Genomic DNA, 24,527 nt, shown 5'->3' on the forward strand with positions numbered 1-24,527 from the left:
CCTGAGCCCTCCGCCGACCACCCAGGAGCGACACGTGGCGAACGACGAGGCCGAGTTCGGGACCGAACTGCGCGGGTACCGCCGCGACGAGGTGGACCGTTCACTGAACGACCTGCGTCGCGAGCTCATCAAGTCGAACAACGACCGCGCCGACGCCGCCAAGGAGATCCGGCTGCTGCAGGCCCGCGTGTCCGAGCTGCAGGGCGAGCTCGACGAGGCCGGCACCCCGACCTACAGCGGTCTCGGCACCCGGCTCGAGTCGACCCTGCGCGTCGCCGAGGAGCAGTCGACCCGACTCATCAGCCAGGCGGACATCGACGCCCAGCGGCTCCGCGCCTCGAGCCGTGCCGAGGCCGAGCGGACCGTCCGCGAGGCCCGCGAGGAAGCGCGCGACACCCTCGAGGACGCCCGCACCCGCGCCACCGCCGAACTGAGCCGCGCCCGCGCCGAGGCGTCGGACACCGTCGAGCGTGCCCGCGCCGAGGCCGGCCTGCTCACGCAGGACGCCCGCAACGAGGCTGCCGCGGTCCGTGGCGCCGCGGTGACCGAGGCCGCCGAGGTGCGGTCGATCGCGATCCGCGAGACCGACGCGTTGCGCGCCCAGGTCGCGCACGAGGTCGCCGAGCTGCGCGAGACCGTGCAGCGCGAGTCCGCCGACGCCCGCACGGCAGCCGCCGAGCTCGACCGCGACACCGAGCACCGCCGCTCGGTCTTCGAGGCCGACCACGCCCGGCGCACCGCGGACCTCGACCGCGAGGAGACCGCCCGACGCGAGGCCCTCGAGCGCGAGGTGCGCGAGGGCCGCGCCGCCTGGCACCGCGAACGCGACGAGGAGCAGCAGGCGCACGCCGCGGCCCTGGAAGCCGGCCGAGCCGGACTCGACGCCGAGGTCGCGCGCCGCCGTGCCGAGCTCGACAGCGAGCTCGCCGACCGTCGTCGTGTCCTGGACGAGGACCTCGCCGCCGCCCGTGCCGAGTGGGACCGCGAACTCGCCGCGGCCCGCGTCGCACTGGCGCAGGAGGTCGAGGCGGCGCGCGCCCAGCTCCGCGTCGACGAGGAGCAGACCCGGGTCGAGAACGAGCGCCTGGTGCAGGAGACCGCCTCGCGCATCGCGCGCGAGCTCGAGGAGCACGACGCGCGCCTCGCCGAGGAGCGTGCCGAGGCCGACGCCGCGGCCGAGCGCGCCGTCCGGGAGCACGAACAGGCCCTGGCCGCCCGGCGCGAGCGTGAGCACGCCGAGGTCGACACCGAGATCGCCGACCGTCGGGCCGAGGAGCTCGGCACGCTCGAGGCCGAGCGGGAGGCACTCCGCCAGGAGATCGACACCGCCCGCGCGGACCTGGCGAAGGAGCGCGACGAGGTCCGGACCGAGATCGCTCGCGAGCGCGACGAAGCCCGCACCGCCCTGGAGTCCGAGCTCGCGGCGCGCCGGGACGACGCCGAGCAGGAGTACCTGCAGAAGCACCACGAGACGGTCACCGAGACGCAGAAGTACCTGGACGAGGCGAACCTGCAGCTCGCCGAGGCCACCCGTCGCGCGACCGAGGCCCGGCAGCGCGCCGAACGCCTGCAGCAGGAGGCCGACGATCTCGAGCGCACCAGCACCGCCGAGGCGCAGGAGCACGCCCGCACCATCGTCGCCGACGCGCAGGACCGGGTGCACCGGATGGTCGCCGACGCCGAGGAGCGCACCGCCGGGGTGATCGCCGAGGCCGAGGACCGCCTGGCTGCCATCCGCACCGAGCGCGAAGCGGTGGCCGGCTACCTCGAGAACCTCCGTGGCGTCCTCACGAACGCCACCGGCCTGCTCGTCGACGCTCCGGTCGACGCGACGGACGCGACAGACGCGAGCGACGACCGGGACGCCGCCGACCGCTGACGGGACCCGGTCTGGAGGCGCGTGGTGCGCCTCCAGACCGGCTCACCCGGGCGGGCGGTCCGGTCCACGGCGACCGCCGTGCGTCAGACCGGCCAGTGCGTGCGCAGCGGCGCGGTGCCGGGCACGACCAGGTCCGCGACGGCGTCGAGCACGATGCGGACGTACCGCTCCCCCACCCAGAGGTGCTTCGCACCCTCGATCGGGACGACCCGGACGTTCGGGGCGACGGCGAAGCGCTCCGCGGCCGCCTCGGGCTGCAGGAAGTCGTCGTGCTCCGGCACGAGTGCGACCACGGGCACGTCGACGGCGGCCCAGCAGGCCAGTTCGTCGTCCGACGTACGGTGCAGCGGCGGCGACAGCAGGACGACACCGGCGACCCTGCCGGCCTCGACGTGTTCCAGCGCGTGCTTGAGGATCACCTCGGTCCCGAACGACCACCCGACGAGCCACGGCGTCGGCAGGCCGCGGTCGACGACCTCGGTGACGGCGGCGCGCAGATCGAAGCCCTCGGAGACGCCGTCGCCGAAGGTCCCCTCGGAGGTGCCGCGCGGAGAGGTCACCGACCGGAAGTTGAAGCGCAGGACGGCGATGTCGGCGAGGGCGGGCAGCCGGGCCGCGGCCTTCTTGAGCACGTGCGAGTCCATGAACCCGTGCGCCGTGGGCAGTGGGTGGAGCGTCACGATCGTGCCGCGGGCCGGACGGTCGAGGGGCTCGGCCAGTTCGCCGACCAGGGTGAGGTGGTCGTCGGTGACGAGCTCGACGTCGGTGCGCAGCGCCGGTAACTCGGTGGCGGAGCGGATCTCGGTGTCGGTCATGCGATGCTCCAGCAGTGGTTGTGCCAGTGCCGGCGGGACGCCAGGTCGGCGGCGTCGCCGAGGACGCCGTCGGTCCGCCACACCACCACGTGGGCGGTCCCGGGCAGGACCGTCCCGCCGCAGCCCGGGCAGACGTACTCCTTCTGCGCCGACGCGGCCGAGATCGGCTGCACCTGGTACTCGCGCCCCCGACGCACCTCGGTGCGCCGCCAGGAGCTCATCAGGCGGTCGAGACCGGACTCCTCGTCAGGCACGACCTCGCGACCACGGGGACGCCGCGGCCGGTTGCTGCGCGGCACCCGAACTGCCGATCAGTACCAGTTGACGGCCTGGCTGTGACCCCAGGCAGCACACGGGGTGCCGTAGACACCCGCGATGTAGTTGAGACCCCAGGTGATCTGCGTGGCGGGGTTGGTCTGCCAATCAGCGCCGGCCGTCTCCATCTTCTTGCCCGGAAGCGCCTGCGGGATGCCGTAGGCACCGCTCGGGTTGTACGCGTTGACCCGCCAGCCCGACTCCTTGTTCCACAGGGAGACGAGGCAGTTGTACTGGTCGGTGCCCCACCCGCGTGCGGTGACCTGCTCGAGGGCGATGGCCTGCGCGCTGCCCGGGTCGGGCGTCGCGGCGACCGCGGCCAGGGTGTTGCCGGCGGAGACGGGCTCGTCGGCGGTCTCGGCCGGGGCGTCCGTCGTGGCCTCGGCGTCGTCCGTCTCCTCGGCGTCTTCCGCCGGAGCCGGCTTGACGACCTTCGGTGCGGGGACGGTCACGCCGTAGCCGTCGCGGTCGGCGACCACGGCGTCCGCGCCGTTCGCCGTGTACTGCTGCGGCGAGGGGGTCTTGACGAGCACCGGGGTGTCGACGGCCGCACGGGCGACGTCGGCCTGGAGCGGGTTGAAGAGCGAGGCGCCGACGAACAGGAACACGCCGACGAACGCGAAGGCCGGCACCGCGGCGCGCTTGCGGGCGAAGGTGTTCACCGCGGCGACACCGCCGAGGGCCTTCGGTTCCACCGTCGCACGGCGCTGCTGCACGGCGCGGGGGGCGACCGCTGCGCTCGGGACGTCGTGCGCGTAGGCCGCGACGCGTTCGTCCGAGACGCGGTTCGCCGCGACCGACTTCGGCATGGCGACCGGACCGGTGGTCACGGCCGGAGCCTGCTCGTCCGCCCGGATCACCGACGTCGCCGTCGTGCGGGTTCGCTGCATTGCCGCGCGGCGCTCACCGGCAGCCTGGAGGCCGAGGTGCTCGCGGGATGCGCGGTCGGAGCTGATGTCTGCCGTGTGCCTGCCCATGAGTAGGACCAGGGTAACGGAACGATCACGGAAAGCGAAGCACCTCGTGACCGCGCGTCGTCTAGCGGACGGCGAGCATGACCTCGACGACCGCGTCGAGCAGGGCGTCGACCTGTGCCTCGCGGTAGCCGCCGTGCTTCGGACGGAACACGATCGAGCGCACCTCGGTCAGGCTGAGCGGCTTGCCCTCGCGGAAGTAGCCGGCGAGCCGGGTCGCGAAGGCGTCGACGTCCTTCGGGTGGTACCCGGTGCCGAGCACGCTGACCCGGCTGAAGCGCTGACCGTCCGGCCGCTCGAGTCGAGCCACGACGTCCGACGCCTTCGTGCGTGCCTCGGCGTACCAGGCCTTCTTGCCGACCTCGCTCATCTCACGCTCGCGCTCACGGGCCGCGAAGGCGTCCTCCAGACGTTCGAGCGCCGCGTCGACGTGCGACGTGGAGTAGCCGCCCTTGCGCATCGAGAAGGCGGTGGCGCGGATCTTCGCCGCCTCGATGCCGGGGGCGCTGTCGTCGGCCGAGTACGCGCGACGGGCGTCCTCGAGGAAACGCTCGACCTCGTCGACGTCGTATCCGAGGGCGGAACGGGCTGCGGTCGGGAAGGTGGTGGCCACGGCGTCATTCTGCCAGTCCCGCACCATGGCACAACCTGGACGCGCTGCGGACCGCCCCCGGACCGGTGGCGCTCCCGTTCCCGCTCCTGCGCGGACAGGCGTCAGTGGTGGACGATCAGGTACAGCACGTAGGCGACGGCCGCCGACGGCAGGATGCTGTCGATGCGGTCGAGCAGCCCGCCGTGCCCGGGCAGGAACGACGAGATGTCCTTGATGCCGAGGTCGCGCTTGATCATCGACTCGGTCAGGTCGCCGAGGGTGGCGGACCCGGAGATGAGCACACCGAGCACGATGCCGGTCCACCAGGGCAGGCCGAGCATGAGCCAGGTCACCAGGATGCCGACCAGGATGCTCGCCGCGACGGACCCGGCGAAGCCCTCCCAGGTCTTCTTCGGGCTGATGCGCGGCGCCATCGGGTGCTTGCCGAGGTTGAGCCCCGTCGCGTACGCCCCGGTGTCCACCGCGACCACCACCAGGATGAACCCGATGACCCACAGCTGCCCGTCCGGCTGTGCTGACAACAGCACCACGCAGGCGCCGAGCAGCGAGACGTAGGCCTGGGCGAACAGGCCGTTCGTCAGGTCGCGGACGACGTTGCCCGCCGGCGGACGCTGCCGCGACAGTCCGACCTCGACCAGGCGCCACGCGCTGACGACCACGATCCCGCCGAGCAGCGTGAACAGCGCCGCTGCCTGACCGACCAGGAACGCCGCGGGCACGATCGCGATCGCCACCGCGACGCTCGGGATCCGCGGGACGTCGCGCCCGGCGAAGCGCATCGCGCTCGTGAGCTCGTACACACCCACCCCGAGCAGGAACGCCGCCACGACCATGAACGACGGCGTCCAGATGAGCAGCGTGCCGAGCATGACGACGGCGAACGCGAGCGCGATCCCGATCGCCGCCGGCAGGTTGCGGCCGGTGCGGGCGGTCAAGGCCTGGTTCCGCGCGCCGAGGTCGGCCTTGCGCTGCCGGAGCTGCGCCTCGAAGTCGACGCGGGCCGCTCGGGCGCGCGCGTCGAAGTCCTGGCGGAGCCCCTTCTTCACGGGCCCGCTCGATGCGGGCCCGTGCTCTGCTGTGGGGCGGTCACCGCCCTGGTCGGGACGACGCATCAGACCTCGAGGAGTTCGGCTTCCTTCTTCTTCAGCGCGTCGTCGATCTGGTCGACGTGCTTCTTCGTCAGGGACTCCAGGTCCTTGTCGCCGCGCGAGATCTCGTCGTCCGAGATCTCGCCCTTGAGTGCGTCGAGGTCGTCCTTGGCCTTGCGGCGGATGTTGCGGATGACGACCTTGTGGTCCTCGCCCTTGCCGCGCACGAGCTTCACGAACTCCTTGCGGCGGTCCTGGGTGAGCTCCGGGATCGTCACACGGACGATCTCGCCGTCGTTCGACGGGCTGGCGCCGAGGTTCGGGAACGTCGCGATGGAGCGTTCGATCTCCTTGAGCGCCGACTTGTCGTACGGCGTGACGATGAGCGTGCGTGCCTCGGGCGTCTGCAGGGACGCCAGCTGCGCGAGCGGCGTCGGCGTGCCGTAGTAGTCGACCGGGATCTTCTGGAAGAGCGCGGCGTTGATCCGGCCGGTGCGGACGGTCGAGAAGTCGTCCTTGGCGACCTCCACGGCCTTCGCCATCTTCTCGGTGGCTTCGGTCAGGACATCACTGATCACGGTGTTACTCCTTCGGTACTGGCGTCGAGTCTAGTCAGCGCCGGGGCTCAGTTGCTGACCACCGTGCCGATGCGCTCCCCGCGGATGGCGGCCTGGACGTTGCCCTCGCCCTCCATCCCGAAGACGTGCATCGGCATGCCGTTGTCCATGCAGAGCGAGAACGCGGTGGCATCGACGACCTTGAGTCCCTGCAGCAGCGCGTCCTGGTAGGTCACGTGGTGCAGCTTCTCGGCGGTGGCGTCCTTCTTCGGGTCGGCGGTGTAGACCCCGTCGACGCCGTTCTTGGCGACGAGGACCTCGTCGGCCTTGATCTCGAGCGCGCGCTGCGCGGCGACCGTGTCGGTGGAGAAGTACGGCAGACCCGCTCCGGCTCCGAAGATGACGACCCGGCCCTTCTCGAGGTGCCGCTCGGCGCGCCGCGGGATGTACGGCTCGGCGACCTGGGTCATCGCGATCGCGGACTGCACGCGCGTGGCGGCACCCGCCTGCTCCAGGAAGTCCTGCAGCGCCAGGGCGTTCATCACCGTGCCGAGCATGCCCATGTAGTCGGCACGTCCGCGGTCCATGCCGCGCTGCGAGAGCTCGGCGCCGCGGAAGAAGTTCCCGCCGCCGACCACGATCGCGATCTCGACGTCCTGGGCAGCCACCGCGATCTCCTTGGCGATGGTGCCGATCACGTCGGGGTTCACCCCGAGGGAGCCGGCGCCGAACGCCTCTCCCGACAGCTTCAGCAGGACGCGGCGTCGTCCGGTCTTCTCGTCGGTCATCTGGTCCGCACCCTTCGTCGAATGTCTCGTGGGAATCTACCCGGCCGCAGCCGGTCCGGCGGAGGCGGGTCGTGCCTCCGGTCCGTCGTCACGCGCCGCAGCGCGCGAAAACGGGGCCAGGAACCGGATGGTCCCTGGCCCCGTCACGGGTTCGTTACGCGCCGACCTTGACGCGGGCGAAGCCCTGGATGGTGATGCCGGCGTTCTCGGCGGCCTTCGCGACGGAGATCTTGTTGTCCTTCGCGTAGTCCTGGTCGAGGAGCGACACCTGCTTGATGAAGGCGTTGACACGGCCCTCGACGATCTTCGGCAGGGCGGCCTCGGGCTTGCCCTCCTCGCGCGTGATCGCCTCGACGGTCGCGCGCTCCTTCTCGATCGCGTCGGCCGGGACCTCGTCACGCGTCAGGTACGACGGGTTCGCGAACGCGACGTGCTGCGCGATCGAGCGGGCCTCGGCGGCGTTGTCACCCTCGTAGGCGACGACGACGGCGATCTGCGGGGGCAGGTCCTGGCTCGTCTTGTGCAGGTAGATCTCGAAGGCCGAGCCCTCGACACGGCGGACCGTGCGGACCTCGAGCTTCTCGCCCAGCGCGGCGGCAGCCTCGTTGACGACGTCGAGGACGGTCTTGCCGTCCAGCGGCGCGGCGTTGGCGGACGCGACGTCGGTCGCACCGGCGGCGGCGACGGCCCCGAGCACCTTGTCGGCGAGGGTGGTGAACTTCTCGTTCTTCGCGACGAAGTCGGTCTCGCTCGCGAGCTCGACGACCGTGGCGGCGCCGTTCTCGGCGGTCGCGACGACGACACCCTCGGAGGTGGCGCGGTCGTCGCGCTTGGCGACGGCCTTCGCGCCCTTGATGCGGAGCAGCTCGACGGCCTTGTCGTAGTCGCCGTCGGCCTCGACGAGCGCGTTCTTCGCGTCCATCATGCCGGCGCCGAGGTCCTCGCGGAGCTTCTTCACGTCAGCAGCGGTGAAGTTTGCCATTGACTGGAGTCCTTTCTGGACTGTACGTGTGTGGAGAGTGGAGTTGCAGGCGCCGGACCCTGTCGGATCCGGCGCCTGCAGACGGTCACTCGGCGGGGGTGGTCTCCGCGGCTGCGGCGGCCTCGGCCGTCGGCTCCGCGTTCTTGGCCTCGTCGGCGATCGGCTCGCCGATCTCCTTCGCGGCGACCTGCGCATCAGCGTCATTCTCTTCGACGGTGCTGCCCTCGACCGGGGCAGCAGCCTCGGTCGTGGCGGCGGCCTCGCCACCGAGGAGCTCCTGCTCCCACTCGGCGAGCGGCTCGGCCGGCTCGTCGTCGCCACCGTTGTGACGGGTCTTCAGGCCCTCGGCCGCGGCGTCGGCGACGATGCGGGTGAGGAGACCGACGGAACGGATCGCGTCGTCGTTGCCCGGGATCGGGTAGGTGATCTCGTCCGGGTCGCAGTTGGTGTCGAGGATGCCGATGATCGGGATACCGAGCTTCTGCGCCTCGTCGACGGCGAGGTGCTCCTTCTTGGTGTCGACGATCCAGAGCGCGCTCGGGGTCCGCGTGAGGTTGCGGATACCACCGAGGGTCTTGTGGAGCTTGTCCAGCTCGCGCTTCTTGATGAGGAGCTCCTTCTTGGTGAAGCCCTTCGTCGTGTCGTCGAAGTCGATCTCCTCGAGCTCCTTCATGCGCGCGAGGCGCTTGGAGACCGTCTGGAAGTTCGTGAGCAGACCGCCGAGCCAACGCTGGTTGACGTACGGCTGGCCGACGCGGGTCGCCTGCTCGGCGATGGAGCCCTGGGCCTGCTTCTTGGTGCCCACGAAGAGGATCGTGCCACCGTGCGCGACCGTCTCCTTGACGAAGTCGTACGCGCGGTCGATGAAGGCCAGCGACTGCTGCAGGTCGATGATGTGGATGCCCGAGCGCTCGGCGAGGATGAAGCGCTTCACCTTCGGGTTCCACCGGCGGGTCTGGTGTCCGAAGTGGACGCCGCTGTCGAGCAGCTGGCGGATGGTGACGACGGCCATGTGCCGTCCTCCTTCTGTGTTCTCGGCGCGCAGCCGTGCTCTCGCACGTCGCTGCGGACCTGTTGCGGTTGTGTCGACCGCGACCGGAGGTCGTGGTCCCTGGTGTCCTGGCGTACGACCGCCCGCTCGTACGAGCGGGACCGGTGGTCGGACGCCGGGCCGGTGACGGCCTGGTGGACACGCGAAGTCAGCGCGCATCAGCGCGCTGCTGGATAGATGCTAACAGAAGGGAGGCCCGGATCACGCGCGCCTCGCGGCTTGCGTGATCCGGGCCTCCCGTCCGGCGATCCGTGTGGACGGACGCGGTGTGCGGCCGGCCGATCAGGCCTTGGCGTCCGCCGTGTCGCCGTCGGCGGAGATGCCCATCTCCTCGAGCGAGCGCCCCTTGGTCTCCGGGATCTTGGCGATGACGAAGAACAGCGACAGCAGCGCGAACAGCGCGTAGATGCCGTACGTGACGGTCAGGTTGAAGCCGGAGAGCACCGGGAACGAGATCGTGACGATGAAGTTCGCGACCCAGTTCGCGGCCGAGCCGACGCCGAGCGCGGTGGCGCGGATGCGGTTCGGGAACATCTCGCCGAGCAGCACCCACATGAGCGGGCCCCACGTGGCACCGAACGACACCACGAACAGGTTGGCGAAGACGAGGGCGATGATGCCCCACGCGCCGGGCAGGCTCGGGTTGCCGTCGACGATCGTCGCCTGCGAGAACGCGATGGCGACCATGGTGAGCGAGACGAACATGCCCGCGGAACCGGCGACGAGCAGCGGCTTGCGGCCGACCTTGTCGACCAGGAAGATCGCGACGAAGGTGACGGCGACGTTGACCACCGAGGTGATCGTGGAGATGAGGAACGAGTCCTCCTCCTTGAAGCCGACGGCCTGCCAGAGCGTCGTCGAGTAGTAGAAGATCACGTTGATGCCGACGAACTGCTGCAGCACCGCCAGGATGATGCCGACCCAGACGATGGGCTGGAGCCCGAAGCGGTTGCCCCGGATGGAGCCCTTCTTCTCGTTGGCTTCCTTCTTGATGCCGTCCTGGATCTCCTCCAGGCTCGTGTTCACGGTGTCGCGCGGAACGATCTTGCCCATGACCTCGCGGGCGTCGTCGTTGCGACCCTTCGTGAGCAGGTATCGCGGCGACTCCGGCAGGGTGACCGCCAGGATGCCGTAGACCACCGACGGCACGACACCGACCAGGAACATCCAGCGCCACGCGGCCAGGCCCCAGATCTCGGCCGAGGCGCTGCCCGCGGTCACGGCGAACAGCTGGTCGGACAGGAGCGCGGCGAAGATACCGAGCGTGATGGCGAGCTGCTGGAACGACGCCAGACGGCCACGGATGGCCTTCGGCGAGACCTCGGAGATGTAGGCCGGCGCGATGACGGACGCCGTACCGATGCCGAGTCCGCCGACGAGGCGCCAGATGACGAGGTCCCACGTGGCGAACGCGAAGGCCGAGCCGATCGAGCTCACGAAGAACAGGACGGCGGCCCAGAACATGATCCGGGTGCGGCCGAAGCGGTCAGCGAGGCGACCGGCGAAGTAGGCGCCGAACGCACAGCCGATCAGGGCCGAGGCGACCGCGAAGCCGCTGGCGGCGTCGGAGAGGTCGAACTCGCCCTTGATCGCGTCGACTGCGCCGTTGATGACGGACGAGTCGAAGCCGAACAGGAAGCCACCGACAGCCGCCGCGATGGCGAACAGGGTGACCTTCCCCTTGAAGGCACGGTCTTCGCCGTGCCCGGTGTTCGTGGTGGACACGATGCTCCTGGGTTCTGCCGCCGTGCAGTCGTGCAGCACGGTGCCCCGGCGGTCGGCTGGTTCGCCGTCCGAGCGGCGTTGCGGGGTCCGGAGCGGCCCCGACTGTACTCCTCGACGGGCGGGTGGTCATAACCGGGGTCCGCTCGGGTGGACACGGTGCGCGGGTGGCGTCGCTCGTGTGCGACGCTCGTGGCCGACGCGGAACGACGGTGTCGGTGTCGTGCGACACCGGTTCCGTCGCGGCGGGGCGCGGGCGGGGCTCGGGCGCGGGCGTGCGCGGGCGTGCGCGCGGTCGTGGGCGCGGGCGTGCGCCCCGGTGCGACAGCGTCGACGTCGTGCGACACCGGTTCCGTCGCGGCGGTCGCGCGCCGTTCCTCCCCAGCCTGGAGGCGCGGCTCCCCCTCCACAGGCCGCCCTTCCCCCGCCCCGTGGCCTCGCTCCGGAGCAAAGGCTGGGGGCATGCGATCGACTCCCTGCCCAGGACCCGTGGTCCTGCTGCTGACGGTGGTCATGGCCGTACTCGGGTCGGCACCCGTGGCGGGCTCGGCGCCGGCGTCGGCGTCGGCGTCGGCGTCGGCTTCGAGGTTGGTGTCGGTGTGGGCGGCCGGGTCGGGGTCAGCGGCGGCTGGCTCGGGGTCGGGGTCGGCGTCGGTGCCAGCGCGGCCGGACCGTGCCGAGGCCCGGTGGGTCTGGCCGACCGGGTCGCGGGTGGTCGAGCGCGCGTGGGAGGCCCCGTCCTCCGACTACTCGGCAGGGCACCGCGGGCTCGACGTCCCCGCTTCCCTCGGAGCCACGGCGGTCGCGGTGGCGGACGGCACGGTTGCGTTCGCCGGCGCCGTGGGTGGTCGGAGCGTCGTCACGATCGACCACGGCGGCGGGCTGGTCAGCACCCTGGACTCGGCGGAGCCGCTGGTGTCCGCCGGTGACGAGGTCCGGCAGGGCGACGCCGTCGGACGCGTCGCGGTCGGGCACTGTCCTGCGGCCGCGCCCTGCCTGCACCTCGGCGCCCGGGTCGACGGTCGCTACGTCGATCCGATGCCGTACCTGCCCCCGGCGGAGTGGCCGGTACTGCTGCCCGAGTCGGCGTGGCCCGGCTGACCCGGGATCTGCAGTGCGGGTCGACAGCCGGGGAGGCCGGTCACCGAGGCCGCACGGGAGGCGGCCGCTCGGAGTCCGGTCCCGCCGGGGCCACTCGCGGAGTCGGCAGTCGGGGAGCCGGTCACGCCGAGGCCGCTCGCGGTCAGGCGCGCGGGTGAGCCGTGCGGTAGACCTCGCGCAGGCGCGCCGAGGACACGTGCGTGTAGATCTGCGTCGTGCCGAGGCTCGCGTGTCCGAGGAGCTCCTGCACCGCACGCAGGTCGGCTCCCCCGTCGAGCAGGTGGGTGGCCGCGGTGTGTCGGAAGGTGTGCGGGCCGCTCGGTCCCTCTCCGGGCAGGTCGCCGAGCAGGCGAGCGACGACCCGGTATGCACTGCGCACGCCGAGCCGCGCACCCCGGTCGCCGAGGAACAACGCCGTGCAGGCCGCCCCCTCTGCCCGGGCGGCGAGCGCGGGGCGTCCGCGTTCGAGCCACGCCTCGAGCGCGTCGCGTGCCGGCACCCCGAACGGCACGACCCGCTCCTTGCCGCCCTTGCCGAGCACCCGCACGGTCAAGCGCCCGCGGTCGAGGTCGGTGACGTCGATCCCGACGAGCTCACTGACGCGGATCGCCGCCGCGTACAGGAGTTCGACGAGTGCCAGGTCCCGGAGCGCCGAGGGGTCGTCCGTGGCTGCGCGGGCACCGAGCCCGTCCAGCATTGCGCGGACCTGGTCGGCGGAGACCACCCGGGGCAGGTGTGCGCCACCCTTCGGTGCCCGCAGGCGGACCCCCGCGTCGGTCGGCGTCACCCCGGTCTCGCTCGCCCACCGGGTGAAGGCCCGCACCGACGCGGACCGCCGAGCGATCGTCGAGCGGGCGAGGCCGCGCTGGTCGGCCTCCCAGAGCCAGTCGCGCAGGAGTTCGAGGCCGACGTCGCCGACGTGCTCGACACCGTGACGGGCGGCGAACTCCACGAACTGGTCGAGGTCGTTGGCGTACGCACGCACGGTCTGCTCGCTGAGTCCGCGAGGACTCCGGGCATGTGTGAGGAACGCGTCCACCGAGGCCACGAGCCGTCGGTCGGTCCGCGATGCCTGGTCCGCCTGGTCCGCCACGACTTCAGCGTACGGCCGCCGACCCTCATGCCCGCGCCCACCCGCCGTTGCCCACCACGACGAGCCCCTGCAACTGCGCCAGGGCGAGCGCGTCGGTCACGTCGGCGACGGACATCCCGGAGCGCCGGGCGATCTCGCTCTCGGGCAGCGCCCGCCTGCCGAGAGCGTCGAGCACGCGCAGCACCTCGGGGTCCTCCCGGCCGGACAGCAGCGGAGCGTCCGCCGCTCCCGCCCGTCCGTCCGTGACGTCGGGGCGCGCGGCCGCGACCGGGTCCGCGGGGTGGACGACGATCTGCGCCCGCCCCTGCGCGATGAGGCGATGGCACCCGACCGAGGCCGAGGACGCGAACGCTCCCGGTACGGCGAAGACCGGACGGCCGAGCTGCGCGGCGTGGTGGGCGGTGTTGAGCGCACCGGATCGTGCACCGGCCTCGACCACGACCGTCACGTCGGCCAGCGCGGCGATCAGCCGGTTGCGGGCGAGGAAGCGCCACCGCGTCGGTCGCGTCCCCGGTGCCGACTCGGCGAGCAGCGCACCCTGCCGCGCCACGTTGTGGAGCAGCTGCGCGTTCCCCGCCGGGTAGAGCTGGTCGATGCCCCCGGCCAGGACCGCCACCGTGGGCGTCCCGGCGGCGATGGCGACCCGGTGCGCCACTGCGTCGATGCCGTACGCGCCCCCGCTGACGATGGTGCACCCGGCGTCGGCTGCGGTCGACGTGATCTCCGCCGCGGCGTCGGCCCCGGCGACCGTGTTCGCTCGCGATCCCACGACGCCGAGTGCCGGAGCACCGCCACCGAGCTGCGCTGCCGCACTGCGCGTCCAGAGGACCACCGGGGCGTGCGGCCCGAGGTCGTCCATCGCCGAGGGCCACTCGTCGCTCTCGGGGACCAGCAGACCGGCACCGACCGCGCCGGCCGCGGCGAGGACGTCCCCCACGTCGATCGTGGACAGCCGAGGCGTCCACCGTTCCACCGCGGCCTTGAGCCCGTGGAGCAGCGCCGCGGGGTCCTCGGCGCCCGCCACCTCTGCCTCGACACATCGCCCCAGGAGCGTGTCGAACCCGTCGTCCGCCGCGAGCAGCACGGCGCCGAGCGCGCGCTCCGGGCCGAGTCCGCTGAGGAGCTCGCCCGCGACGGAGTCCCCCGGCTCGACGACGGCCGACCACGCGACCCTCGCGGCGGCCTGCGCCGGGTCCACCGCGCCACCGCTCCGACCGAGCAGCCGCACCACGGCGTCGAGGAGCTCCGTGCCCACCGGGGTCACAGCGCGCTCCGCAGCGCCAGGGCACCACGCACGTGGGCACCCGTGGGACGGTCGGCCGCGTCGAGGTCGGCCAGCGTCCACGCCAGACGCATCACCCGGTCCCAGCCACGCATGGTGAGCGTGCCGAGGTCGAGGGCGTGATCGAGGTCCGCGGTCGACCCCGGTTCGATGCGTCCCTCGGCGCGCAGCCACGTCCCGGTGACCTCCGCGTTGCGCGACCAGCCGGTCCCCCGCAGCCGCTCGGCCATGCGCGCCCGGGCCGCCGCGACCGCCGCTCGCGCGTCCGCCGTCGTCGGGGTGCTGTCGTCTGCCCCGCGCATCCGCCCGGTCGTCACGCGGGGCACGAGCACCCGGATGTCCATCCGGTCGAGCAGCGGGCCGGACATCCGACCGAGGTAGCGGCGGACGGTGCTCGCGGAGCACTCGCACGGCTGCCCGTGGGCGCCACCGGCGTTGCCGCACGGGCAGGGGTTCGCCGCGAGCACGACCTGGCAGCGTGCGGGGAACTCGGCGGCACCGGCCGCCCGGTGGATCGTGATGCGACCGGACTCGAGCGGTTGCCGGAGCGCGTCGAGCACGGCCCGCGGGAACTCCGGCGCCTCGTCGAGGAACAGGACGCCCCCGGTGGCACGCGACACGGCTCCCGGGCGGAGCACCCCGGAGCCGCCGCCGATCAACGCGACGGCGGACGCGGAGTGGTGCGGTGCCTCCCACGGGGGCTTCGAGCTCCACGAGGCCGGTCCGAGACCCGCGACCGACCGGACCGCCGCGACCTCGAGCGCGGTCGCGTCGTCGAGGTCGGGTAGCAGCCCGGGCAACCGTTCGGCGAGCATCGTCTTGCCTGCTCCCGGCGGGCCGAGCAGCAGCGCGTGGTGCCCGCCCGCCGCCGCGGCGACGATCGCGCGCACGCCGATCGGGTTGCCGATCACGTCCGACAACTCGGCGACGGGGCGTGGGACCAGGGGCACCGGGGCCGGGAGCACGGGGTCCACCTCGACCGGCGGCAGGAGCGCCCCGGCGTCGATCGCTGCAGCGCGCAACGAGTCCACACCCCGGACCGGCACGCCGGACACCACCCGGGCCTCCTCGAGGTTGCCCACCGGCAGGACGACGCGGTCTGCGCCGGCGTCACGGGCGGCGAGCAGCATCGGGATCACCCCGGGGACGGGCCGGACGCGTCCGTCGAGCCCGAGCTCGCCGATGTAGACGATCCGCTCGGATGCCTGCGGCGCGAGACCGGCACCGGCCAGCACCGCCATCGCGATCGCCAGGTCGAAGCCGGACCCCCGCTTCGGGATGGCTGCCGGCGTGAGGTTGACGGTGATCCGGCGGGCGGGCAGCGGGCACCCGGCGTTGGCGGCGGCGGCACGGACCCGCTCACGTGCCTCGCCCAGCGAGGTGTCCGGCAGCCCGATGATGGTGAAGGCGGGGAGCTGGCTGGTCAGGTGCGCCTCGACCTCGATGCGCCTGCCGGTGACACCGAGCAGCGCGACGGCCGCCGCCCGGCCGATGTCCGTCACAGCACACCCGGCAGGTGCTCGACGACGGTGCGATCGCCGTCGACGTGCACCGCCACGGCGTCGATCCGCACCGATCGAGCAGAGACCCGGGGGTGCGCGTCGAACCACTCGGGCACGAGCCGCCGCATGCGGGCCAGTTTCGTCGCGGTGATCGCCTCGAACGGGTGCCCCGTCGACGTGCCGGAGCGTGTCTTCACCTCGATGAACGCGAGCGTGCAGGAATCCCAGGCGATGATGTCGATCTCCCCCCGTGCACATCGCCAATTCCGTTCGAGCACACGGAATCCCCGTGCTTCCAACCAGGCGACCGCCCGTTCCTCGCCGAACCGTCCGAGTCGCCCGTTCCGCAGTGATCCTCCGGTCGAGCCGTGCGATTGTCGTTCCATGTCGTTGCCTCCACGGCAACGATCCCGTCCGAGTGAGCGACTCGGTGCGCCGTGCCGGGATCTGTGGAAACCATCGTTCCGGCTCGGCGCTGTGCAGGAATGACGAAGGACCCGGGCGATCGGAATCACCCGGGTCCTTCCTGGTCACTGCGACTCAGTGTGCTGCTGCGTACGCTTCCTGCACCTGCGTCGAGATGCGTCCACGCGACGAGACCTCGTAGCCGTTCTCCTTGGCCCATTCGCGGATCTTCCCGAGCTCCTCGGAGTTCCCACGCTTGGGGGCGGACTTCGGAGCGGAACCGCCACCGGTCCGACGGCCAGAGACCTTGCGGGCCGCGGCGATGTAGTCGGAGAGCGCCTCGCGGAACTTGTCGACGTTGTCGTTCGACAGGTCGATCTCGTACGACGAGCCGTCGAATGCGAATTCGACGGTCCGGCCTTCACCGCTGGTGATGGGGGAATCATCGAGATCGTCGACGAGCTGGACGGTGACCTTCTGTGCCATGGAGTGCTCCTGTTCGTGGGGCGGGAAATCCCCACCAGAATAGCGCGGTCAATTGCAGACCGGTTCCACGCACCGGCGATTCCCCCGACAAAGCGGCAGGAAAAGAATTGACGATCACTCGTCGAGTGCGAGTTCCTTCGGCAGTTCGAGTTCCCGCGTCGTGAGTTCTTCGACGTTCACGTCCTTGAACGTCAGGACGCGCACGCCCTTCACGAACCGGTCGGAACGGTAGACGTCCCACACCCAGACGTCGTTCATCGTCAGTTCGAAGTAGAAGTCGTGTTCCGTGTCCCGGCGCACGAGTTCGACCTCGTTCGCCAGGTAGAAACGTCGTTCCGTCTCGACCACGTAGCGGAACTGCGAAACCACGTCGCGGTACTCGCGGTACAGGGCCAGCTCGACCTCGCGGTCGTAGTCGTCGAATTCGTCCTCATCCATCGCGCCCACAGTCTACGGCGACGGACAGCCGAACGGACGACACCCCCGATCCGTCCCGAACAGCCGGACGGACGACACCGCCGCCCGCCTCAGCCCGCGACGGCGTCGAGTTCCTCGAACCCGTCCAACGCCACGCTCGACGCCTGGTGCAACCACGACTTCCGGTGCAGCGCGTGCGCCCCGACGGCCCGGATGGCGTCGTAGTGCGCGGTGGACCCGTACCCCTTGTTCGACGCCCAGCCGTAGTGCGGCACCTCGTCGTGGGCGGCGATCATCACCGCGTCCCGGGCGACCTTCGCCACCACCGACGCAGCAGCGACGGACGCGCAGTCACGGTCGGCCTTCACCCGCACGACCACCTCGAGCGGATCCGCCACGGGTCGGAGCGACGCGGGCACTGCTCGGCTCAACCAGTCGAACGACCCGTCCAGCACCACCACGGCGCCGTCGAGCGACACCCCCTGATCGACCAGGGCCCCGAGCGCCTGGGCACCGGCAGCGCCGAGCGCCGGCACGATGCCCTGCTGGTCGACGTACTCGGCCGGGGCCATGCCCACCGCCGTGCGCGCCCAGCGCCGCACGACGGGCACAAGGTCGGTACGCCGCGTCTCGGAGAGCAGCTTGGAGTCGGCGAGGCCCTGCGGCACGCGGCCGATGTCGAGCGTCACCGCGGCGACCCCGACCCCGACGGGCCCGGCGATCGCGCCGCGACCGACCTCGTCCATCCCGATGACCGTGACGCGCCCCTCGGCGAGCAGACGCTTCTCGACCCGCAGGGACGGGCGGACGGCGGTCACTCGTCCCGCTCCTCCACACCGGCGAACACCTCGGGGTGGTCGTCGAGCCACGTCCAACGGCTGGAGGGCCACGAGATGACGAACGCGCGGCCGGTCACGTCGGACAGCGGCACGAAGCCCTTCGACGGGGTGTCCCCGTTGTAGCGGGAGTCCTTCGAGTCGTTGCGGTTGTCGCCCATCACCCAGATGGTGCCCTTCGGCACGGTGACGGAGAAGTCGGTGGCAGAGGCCGGCGCACCGGGCGGCAGCTTGAGGTACGGCTCCTTGATGGGCACGCCGTTCACCGACATCTGGCCGAGGTCGTTGCAGCACGACACCTCGTCACCCGGCAGCCCGATGACCCGCTTGATCAGGTGGTCGTCACTGTCACCGGTGCCGAGACCGACCTGGGTGAGGAGCCAGTCGATCGCCTTGGCCGGCTGCGTGTCCGGGGTGACGCTCGGCACCCCGGAGCCCGTGAGCCACCCGCCCGGGTCCTTGAACACGACGACGTCGCCGCGCTTGAGCGACACGACGTCCGGGACGAGCTCGTTGACGATCACCCGGTCGTTGATCTGCAGCGTGTTCTCCATCGACGCCGACGGGATGTAGAACGAGCGGATCAGGAAGGTCTTCACCAGGAACGACACGAGCAGTGCCGCGAGGAAGATGATGACGAGGTCGCGGAGGAATGTGAGGACGCCGTTCCGTTGCTTCTCGACTCGGGGCCTGCGCACGGGTTCCTCTGTCGTGTCCGTCATTTCCGCTCTCGTTCACACCGTGTCCGGCCAGATGGAACGAACACAAAGGGAAAGCCCCCCGTCGATGCACAACCGTACATGGACGAGGGGCCCGTAGCGGCGTCCGGCTCGCGGACGCTCACTGTGAAGGCGATCAGGCGTCGCGCTTCTCCTTGATCTTGCGGCGGGCGGCCTTGCCGCGCAGCTCGCGCAGGTAGTAGAGCTTCGCACGGCGGACGTCACCCTTGGTGACGATCTCGATGTGGTCGATGATCGGCGAGTGCACCGGGAACCAGCGCTCGACGCCGACCTGGAAGCTCACCTTGCGGACCTTGAAGGTCTCGCCGATGCCGTGGCCCTGACGGCCGATGACGACACCCTGGAAGACCTGGATACGCGAGCGCGTGCCTTCGACGATGTTGACGTGCACCTTGATGGTGTCGCCGGGGCGGAAGTCCGGGACGTCGGTCCGCAGCGATGCTGCGTCGACGTTGTCGAGGAGCTGGCTCATGGTGGGTTTCACTCTCTGCGGACGCACACGGGTCGCCGCGGATCGAAGGTTCGGAAGGTGGTGGTGCGTGCCCGGTGTCGGCGACTCCCCCGTGGCAGAGTCCAGCCAGGGCACAGCGATCCATACTGCCACAGAGAGCGCGCGGGACAAAACGACGAGGATGGACCCATGATCGAACTCCGCACCCCTGCTGAGCTGGACGGGCTGCGTGTCGCCGGCCGGTTCGTGGCCGACGTCCTCGACGCACTGCTCGAGACGGTCGACGTCGGCGTCAACCTGCTCGACCTGGACCGCGTGGCGGCCCGGATGATCGCCGAGCGCGGCGCGGAGAGCTGCTACGTCGACTACCACCCGTCGTTCGGCAAGTCCCCCTTCGGCAAGAACCTCTGCACCTCGGTCAACGACGCCGCTCTGCACGGTCTTCCGCACGACTACACCCTGCAGGACGGCGACCTGGTGAGCCTCGACTTCGCCGCGAGCGTCGACGGATGGGTCGCCGACTCCGCCGTCAGCGTGCAGGTCGGGACGCCCCGGGACGAGGACCAGGCCCTCATCGCGACGGTCGAGCGTGCACTGGCCGCCGGCATCGCCCAGGCGGCGCCGGGCAACAAGCTCGGCGACGTGTCGCACGCGATCGGGCACGTCGCACGCCAGGCCGGCTACGACGTCAACCTGCAGTTCGGCGGCCACGGCGTCGGTCGCACGATGCACGGCGACCCGCACGTGCCGAACGACGGCCGTCCGGGGCGCGGGCTGAAGCTCCGCCCCGGGCTGGTCGTCGCGATCGAACCCTGGCTCATGCAGTCGACCGACGAGCTGTACCAGGACGACGACGGCTGGACGCTGCGCAGCGTCGACGGCTCGCGTGCCGCGCACGTCGAGCACACCGTCGCGGTCACCGAGGCCGGCCCCGAGGTCCTGACCCTGCGTCGCGCCCAGCGCGCCGAACCGACCGCCTGACGGACGGGAGGCACGGCGCGGGCCCGCCCCGTGCCTCCAGGCCGACACGGCGGAGCCACGTTTCGTGCTCAGCGACAGTTCACGCAGAACGCACCGCGAGGAGTGTCGCTCAGCGCGAAAGTCTTCCAGCGGGCGCGAGCGCGAGCGGCCAACGCGCCCTACTCGTCGGGCAGCAGGTCCGGGCGGACGCGCCGCGTCCGCTCCACCTGCTGCTCGTGCCGCCAGGCACCGACGCGGGCGTGGTGCCCGCTGAGCAGGACGTCGGGGACGTCGAGGCCGCGCCACGACGCGGGCTTGGTGTACGAGGGGTACTCGAGCAGCCCGTCCTCGTGGGACTCCTCGACCAGCGACTCGGGGTTGCCGACGACGCCGGGCACGAGTCGACCGACGGCCTCGATCATGGCCATCGCCGCGACCTCGCCGCCGTTCAGCACGTAGTCGCCCAGCGAGAGCTCGACGACGGTCGCGCGCGACGCCGCCCACTCGAACACCCGGGCGTCGATGCCCTCGTACCGCCCGCAGGCGAAGACGAGGTGCTCCGACGTCGACGCGAGCGAGCGCGCGATCGACTGCGTGAAGGGCGTGCCGGCGGGCGTCGGGACCACCAGGGTCGACGAACCGTCGGGGCGGAACAGCGCCTCGAGCGCCTGTGCCCACGGCTCCGGCTTCATCACCATGCCGGCGCCACCGCCGTACGGGGTGTCGTCGACGGTGCGGTGCCGGTCCGTGGTCCAGGCGCGCAGGTCGTGCACGTGCAGGTCGAGCAGGCCGCCGGAGCGGGCCTTGCCGAGCAGGGACACGTCGAGCACGGAGAAGAACTCCGGGAAGATCGTGACGATGTCGATCCGCACGGCAGCTAGTCCGTGACCGTCTCGGGGCGGGACGTGTCCTCGGGGTCCTCGAACAGCCCCTGCGGCGGCGTGACCGTGACGGTGCCGGCAGCGATGTCGACCGCGGGCACGATGGCCGAGACGAACGGCACGAGGACCTCGCCGCGGGACGGCGTGTCGATCGCGAGCAGGTCCTGCGCGGGCATGTGGTCCACGCGTGCGACGGTGCCGACCTCGACGCCGTCGCGCAGGACCGTCAACCCGACGAGCTGGTGGTCGTACCAGGCGTCGTCCTCGCCGGTCTCGGCGTCGGTGTCCTGTTCGACCCAGAGGATGACCCGGGCCAGGGACTCAGCCGCGGTGCGGTCGTCGATCCCGGCGAAGAACGCGACGGGGTGACCGTTGTACCAGCGGAGCTCGTCCAGCTCGAGGGTCTTGCCCGACCACGGTGAGTCGTCGGGGACCTGGAGCGTGAAGGTGGCGCCCGGGGTGAACCGACGATCCGGGTCGTCGGTGTAGAGCTCGAGCTTGATGCCGCCCTTGAGCCCGTGCGCCTTCGTGATGCGACCCACCCGGAGCTGGGTCGTCTCCCTAGGAATCGGTGTCCACCACGTCGACCCGCACCCGCTTGCCGTCGGCCAGGGCCGTGACGAGGGTGCGGAGCGCCTTGGCGGTACGCCCGGCGCGACCGATCACGCGGCCGAGGTCCTCGGGGTGCACACGCACCTCGAGGACCTCGCCGCGTGGGGAGGTGCTACTGGCGACGCGCACGTCGTCAGGGTGATCGACGATCCCCTTGACGAGGTGCGTCAGCGCGGATTCGAGCAAGGACTACGCCTCGGTCGTCTCGTCGGCGGTCTCGGCGTCGTCGGCCTTGGCGGCGGGAGCCGTCTTCTCCGACTTCGGCTTGAGGACGGCCTTCTTCGACGAGTCGGCCTGGAACGGCTGCTTCGGCTCGGCGACCTTGACCTTGGACTCGGTGTCCTTCTCGCCCTTGAACTTGGCCCAGTCGCCGGTCAGCTTGAGGAGGGCCGCGACCTGCTCGGTCGGCTGCGCGCCGACGCCGAGCCAGTAGAGCGCACGCTCGGACTCGATCTTGATGACCGAGGGCTCCTCGGTCGGGTGGTACTGACCGATCTCCTCGAGGACACGACCATCGCGCTTGGTGCGCGAGTCGGCGACGACGATGCGGTAGTAGGGCGCACGGATCTTACCGAGACGCTTCAGACGGATCTTGACAGCCACAATTGCTCCTGTTTGCTTTCGTTGTGGTTGAACTGGAACCGCGGGCGTGGGGGCACACACGGTGAAAGCTCGAGAGAGATCGCTCACAGCTGGATAGAGGGTCGAGCTGCGGCGATTCGACCGTTCATTCTTACAGATTCCCGGCCCCGATGCGAGCCGACGCGCTACGGCGCGAGTCGCCGGACGGCTTCGAGGGCCTCGGACGTCGCGCGGACCGCGTCCACGCTCCGCGCGTCCCGCGCTCCGCCCACGACGGCGAACGGCACGCCGGCGGCCTGGAGGCCCGTGGCGAGTCCGTCGGACACGTCGCCGCCGCTGTCGCTCGCCCGCTCCTGCCCGGCGCAGACCACCACGGTGTCCGCCGGCACGCCGACCTCGTCCCCGTGCTCGTCGCGGATCCAGAGCACACCGGGTTCGATGCGCAGGTACTCCTGTACGCCGCCGACCATCCGGACCCCGGCGTCACGCAGCCGACCGACGGCGACCCAGCGCGAGGTGATGCCGATGCCCTGGCCGAACTTGCCCGTCCGCCGGAGCACCGTCACCTGGGATCCCGGGCGGGTGGTGCGCGGCGCGGCGGGCAGCCGCTGCGGGACGTCGCCGACGAGCTCGTCCGACACGTCGAGGTCCCAGCGGACGGCGAACTCGGCGGCGCGGACGGCCTCGTCGGGCGACTCGGTCAGGAACGCCGCGGTGTCGACGCCGATCCCGCCGCCGCCGATGACCGCCACGGTCCCCTCGGGCACGCCGTCGCGGAGCGCCTGCTCGTAGCTCACGACGTGCGGCAGTTCGGCGCCCGGGACGTCGATCGCGCGCGGCACCACCCCGTGGGCGAGCACGACGGCGTCGCTGCCGGCCAGGTCCGTGGCGGTGGCACGCCGGCCGAGGTGGATCGTCGCCCCGCGTTCGTCGAGCTCGGCCCGGGCGGACCGGACCGTGGCGGCGTAGTCCTCCTTGCCGGGCACCATCGCGGCGAGGCCGAACTGCCCGCCGAGCTGCTCGTCCGCCTCCCACAGCGTGACCCGGTGCCCGCGACGGGCGGCGTCCACCGCGGCGGCGAGACCGGCCGGCCCACCGCCGACGACGTCGACACGCTTCGGTTCGGTGGTCGGACGGGATGGGAACGCGACCTCGCGGGCGGCGCGGGGGTTCACCAGACAGGACACCGGTGCGCCGACGATCGAGCGGTCGAGGCACGCCTGGTTGCAGCCGATGCAGGTGTTGACCAGGGCGAACCGACCGGCCAGGGACCGTTCGACCAGCGCGGGGTCGGCGAGGAACGGCCGGGCGAGGGCGACGGCGTCGATCAGCCCGTCGGCGAGCACGGCCTCGCCGTCGCGCAGGTCGGTCATCCGGTTCGACGCGATCACGCGGACGTCCGGGTACGGCGAGGCACGCACCACCTCGGCGATCCGCGCCGCGTACGCGAGCCAGGCGCCGTGCGGTACCGCGGCCTGCACGGTGGGGGTGCGGGACTCGTGCCAGCCGATGCCGACCGAGATCCCGTCGAGTCCGAGCGGCAGCAGGTCGTGCACGAGCGCGTCGACCTCGTCGTCCGTCGATGAACCGGGCATCAGGTCGGCGCCGGACAACCGGATCGTCACGGCCAGGTCGGGCACCGCGGCGCGCACGGCCCGGACGACCTCGACCGCGAAGCGCCGACGACGGACGGCGTCACCGCCCCACTCGTCGTCGCGCAGGTTCGTCAGCGGCGACTGGAACTGGTTGATGAGGTACCCCTCGGACCCCATGATCTCGACACCGTCGAACCCGACCGCACGGGCGCTGCGCGCCGCGGCCGCGAAGTCCTCGATGGTGCGCTCGACCTCGGCCGACGTCAGCTCCGTCGGCACGACCCCACGGGCCGCGGCCCACGGCAGGGCCGACGGTGCGACCACCCGCTGGGGTGCGCCGTCGCGGTCGACCATCCCCGACGCCAGCGCGTACCGGCCGGCGTGGAACAGCTGCGCGAGGATCGTCCCGCCCTCGTCGTGCACGGCGTCGACCGCCACGCGGAACCGCTCGTCCGCTCCCCCGACCCCGAACACGGCGAAGTCGGGACCCCCGCGAGCCTCGTCGTTCACCGCGATGCCGCCCGTGATGATGCACGACACGCCGCCCGCCGCACGTTCGCGGTAGAACGCCGCCATGCCCGCGCCGCCGTCGTCCTGCACCTCGAGCCCGGTGTGCATCGACCCCATGACCACCCGGTTGCCCAGGCGCAGGGGCCCGAGGGTCCAAGGGGAGGCGACCGTCCGGAGGGCGGTCGGAACGGTGGGGGCGGAAGCGACGCTGCTCATGTGCTCCATTCTGCGGTCTCCGTCCGCGAACCGCCCGACGGACGGACCGGACACCGCTGCCGGGCGTTCCGGGG

The 24,527-nt window shown here is 71.6% G+C and carries 27 protein-coding genes; 3 read left to right on the plus strand and 24 right to left on the minus strand.

Features of this window, described 5'->3' with window-relative positions:
- Positions 1-34 precede the first annotated feature (34 nt).
- Positions 35-1,879, plus strand: coding sequence for a coiled-coil domain-containing protein (locus tag LEL83_RS10280; RefSeq protein WP_225558739.1), 1,845 nt, complete (start codon positions 35-37; stop codon positions 1,877-1,879).
- A gap of 83 nt (positions 1,880-1,962) precedes the next feature.
- On the opposite strand, the gene LEL83_RS10285 is transcribed toward LEL83_RS10280, so the two are convergent.
- From LEL83_RS10285 to LEL83_RS10330, 10 genes are all read right to left on the minus strand, one after another.
- Positions 1,963-2,694, minus strand: a complete 732-nt coding sequence (locus LEL83_RS10285; RefSeq protein ID WP_225558740.1) for an alpha/beta hydrolase — start codon at positions 2,692-2,694, stop codon at positions 1,963-1,965.
- The gene (locus tag LEL83_RS10290) at positions 2,691-2,993 is read right to left on the minus strand and encodes an Rv1322 family protein (protein ID WP_198656110.1); all 303 of its coding nucleotides are present in this window, start codon (positions 2,991-2,993) and stop codon (positions 2,691-2,693) included. Before LEL83_RS10290 ends, LEL83_RS10285 begins: the two co-directional genes overlap by 4 nt.
- Positions 2,994-3,005: 12 nt before the next feature.
- A complete protein-coding gene (locus LEL83_RS10295; RefSeq protein WP_225558741.1) occupies positions 3,006-3,839 on the minus strand; it encodes an aggregation-promoting factor C-terminal-like domain-containing protein in 834 nt (277 codons plus the stop codon).
- Positions 3,840-4,047: 208 nt separating this feature from the next.
- Positions 4,048-4,596: a DivIVA domain-containing protein gene (locus LEL83_RS10300; protein ID WP_198656111.1), complete on the minus strand. Its 549-nt coding sequence runs from the start codon at positions 4,594-4,596 to the stop codon at positions 4,048-4,050.
- 101 nt (positions 4,597-4,697) lie between these two features.
- A complete protein-coding gene (locus LEL83_RS10305; RefSeq protein ID WP_198656112.1) occupies positions 4,698-5,642 on the minus strand; it encodes a phosphatidate cytidylyltransferase in 945 nt (314 codons plus the stop codon).
- Between the two features lie 65 nt (positions 5,643-5,707).
- Positions 5,708-6,262, minus strand: coding sequence for a ribosome recycling factor (frr, locus tag LEL83_RS10310; protein ID WP_198656113.1), 555 nt, complete (start codon positions 6,260-6,262; stop codon positions 5,708-5,710).
- A gap of 47 nt (positions 6,263-6,309) precedes the next feature.
- Positions 6,310-7,029, minus strand: a complete 720-nt coding sequence (pyrH, locus tag LEL83_RS10315; protein WP_198656114.1) for a UMP kinase — start codon at positions 7,027-7,029, stop codon at positions 6,310-6,312.
- A 154-nt stretch (positions 7,030-7,183) separates the two neighbouring features.
- Positions 7,184-8,011 carry a translation elongation factor Ts gene (gene tsf, locus LEL83_RS10320; RefSeq protein WP_198656115.1) on the minus strand — a complete coding sequence of 276 codons (828 nt, stop codon included), beginning with the start codon at positions 8,009-8,011 and terminating at the stop codon, positions 7,184-7,186.
- A gap of 85 nt (positions 8,012-8,096) precedes the next feature.
- Positions 8,097-9,023 carry a 30S ribosomal protein S2 gene (gene rpsB / locus LEL83_RS10325; RefSeq protein WP_225558742.1) on the minus strand — a complete coding sequence of 309 codons (927 nt, stop codon included), beginning with the start codon at positions 9,021-9,023 and terminating at the stop codon, positions 8,097-8,099.
- Between the two features lie 321 nt (positions 9,024-9,344).
- On the minus strand, positions 9,345-10,787 hold the full coding sequence (locus LEL83_RS10330) for a sugar porter family MFS transporter (protein WP_225558743.1): 1,443 nt from the start codon (positions 10,785-10,787) through the stop codon (positions 9,345-9,347).
- Positions 10,788-11,246: 459 nt separating this feature from the next.
- Between LEL83_RS10330 and LEL83_RS10335 the strand changes: the two genes are divergently transcribed.
- Positions 11,247-11,885, plus strand: a complete 639-nt coding sequence (locus LEL83_RS10335; protein WP_225558744.1) for a murein hydrolase activator EnvC family protein — start codon at positions 11,247-11,249, stop codon at positions 11,883-11,885.
- 142 nt (positions 11,886-12,027) lie between these two features.
- Here the strand turns inward: LEL83_RS10335 and LEL83_RS10340 are convergent, their stop codons facing one another.
- From LEL83_RS10340 to rplS, 9 genes are all read right to left on the minus strand, one after another.
- On the minus strand, positions 12,028-12,978 hold the full coding sequence (locus LEL83_RS10340; RefSeq protein ID WP_225558745.1) for a tyrosine recombinase XerC: 951 nt from the start codon (positions 12,976-12,978) through the stop codon (positions 12,028-12,030).
- Between the two features lie 25 nt (positions 12,979-13,003).
- Positions 13,004-14,242, minus strand: coding sequence for a DNA-processing protein DprA (gene dprA, locus LEL83_RS10345; RefSeq protein ID WP_225558746.1), 1,239 nt, complete (start codon positions 14,240-14,242; stop codon positions 13,004-13,006).
- Positions 14,239-15,762, minus strand: coding sequence for a YifB family Mg chelatase-like AAA ATPase (locus LEL83_RS10350; protein WP_225558747.1), 1,524 nt, complete (start codon positions 15,760-15,762; stop codon positions 14,239-14,241). Before LEL83_RS10350 ends, dprA begins: the two co-directional genes overlap by 4 nt.
- Complete coding sequence (locus LEL83_RS10355) at positions 15,759-16,148, minus strand: YraN family protein (protein WP_225558748.1); 390 nt, start codon at positions 16,146-16,148, stop codon at positions 15,759-15,761. The genes LEL83_RS10350 and LEL83_RS10355 overlap by 4 nt, the downstream gene beginning before the upstream one ends.
- 154 nt (positions 16,149-16,302) lie before the next feature.
- On the minus strand, positions 16,303-16,653 hold the full coding sequence (locus LEL83_RS10360) for a histone-like nucleoid-structuring protein Lsr2 (protein WP_198656141.1): 351 nt from the start codon (positions 16,651-16,653) through the stop codon (positions 16,303-16,305).
- A 114-nt stretch (positions 16,654-16,767) separates the two neighbouring features.
- Positions 16,768-17,091 (minus strand): DUF2469 family protein, encoded by a 324-nt coding sequence (locus tag LEL83_RS10365; RefSeq protein WP_017888251.1) that lies wholly within the window; start codon positions 17,089-17,091, stop codon positions 16,768-16,770.
- A gap of 89 nt (positions 17,092-17,180) precedes the next feature.
- Entirely contained in the window at positions 17,181-17,888 is a 708-nt protein-coding gene (gene rnhB, locus LEL83_RS10370) for a ribonuclease HII (RefSeq protein WP_225558749.1), read from the minus strand.
- The gene (gene lepB, locus LEL83_RS10375) at positions 17,885-18,628 is read right to left on the minus strand and encodes a signal peptidase I (RefSeq protein WP_225558750.1); all 744 of its coding nucleotides are present in this window, start codon (positions 18,626-18,628) and stop codon (positions 17,885-17,887) included. The genes rnhB and lepB overlap by 4 nt, the downstream gene beginning before the upstream one ends.
- A gap of 133 nt (positions 18,629-18,761) precedes the next feature.
- The gene (gene rplS / locus LEL83_RS10380; RefSeq protein ID WP_198656144.1) at positions 18,762-19,118 is read right to left on the minus strand and encodes a 50S ribosomal protein L19; all 357 of its coding nucleotides are present in this window, start codon (positions 19,116-19,118) and stop codon (positions 18,762-18,764) included.
- Positions 19,119-19,286: 168 nt separating this feature from the next.
- On the opposite strand from rplS, the gene map reads away from it, so the two are divergent.
- Positions 19,287-20,078, plus strand: coding sequence for a type I methionyl aminopeptidase (map, locus tag LEL83_RS10385; protein WP_225558751.1), 792 nt, complete (start codon positions 19,287-19,289; stop codon positions 20,076-20,078).
- Between the two features lie 158 nt (positions 20,079-20,236).
- On the opposite strand, the gene trmD is transcribed toward map, so the two are convergent.
- From trmD to LEL83_RS10410, 5 genes are all read right to left on the minus strand, one after another.
- Complete coding sequence (gene trmD, locus LEL83_RS10390) at positions 20,237-20,929, minus strand: tRNA (guanosine(37)-N1)-methyltransferase TrmD (protein ID WP_198656146.1); 693 nt, start codon at positions 20,927-20,929, stop codon at positions 20,237-20,239.
- 5 nt (positions 20,930-20,934) lie between these two features.
- Positions 20,935-21,480, minus strand: coding sequence for a ribosome maturation factor RimM (gene rimM / locus LEL83_RS10395; protein ID WP_225558752.1), 546 nt, complete (start codon positions 21,478-21,480; stop codon positions 20,935-20,937).
- Between the two features lie 19 nt (positions 21,481-21,499).
- The gene (locus LEL83_RS10400; protein WP_017888258.1) at positions 21,500-21,736 is read right to left on the minus strand and encodes an RNA-binding protein; all 237 of its coding nucleotides are present in this window, start codon (positions 21,734-21,736) and stop codon (positions 21,500-21,502) included.
- Between the two features lie 3 nt (positions 21,737-21,739).
- Positions 21,740-22,153, minus strand: coding sequence for a 30S ribosomal protein S16 (rpsP, locus tag LEL83_RS10405; RefSeq protein WP_198656148.1), 414 nt, complete (start codon positions 22,151-22,153; stop codon positions 21,740-21,742).
- Positions 22,154-22,317: 164 nt separating this feature from the next.
- Entirely contained in the window at positions 22,318-24,453 is a 2,136-nt protein-coding gene (locus LEL83_RS10410) for an FAD-dependent oxidoreductase (protein WP_225558753.1), read from the minus strand.
- Between the last annotated feature and the right edge of the window lie 74 nt (positions 24,454-24,527).

This window comes from Curtobacterium oceanosedimentum, assembly GCF_020297365.1.
Lineage (GTDB): Bacteria > Actinomycetota > Actinomycetes > Actinomycetales > Microbacteriaceae > Curtobacterium.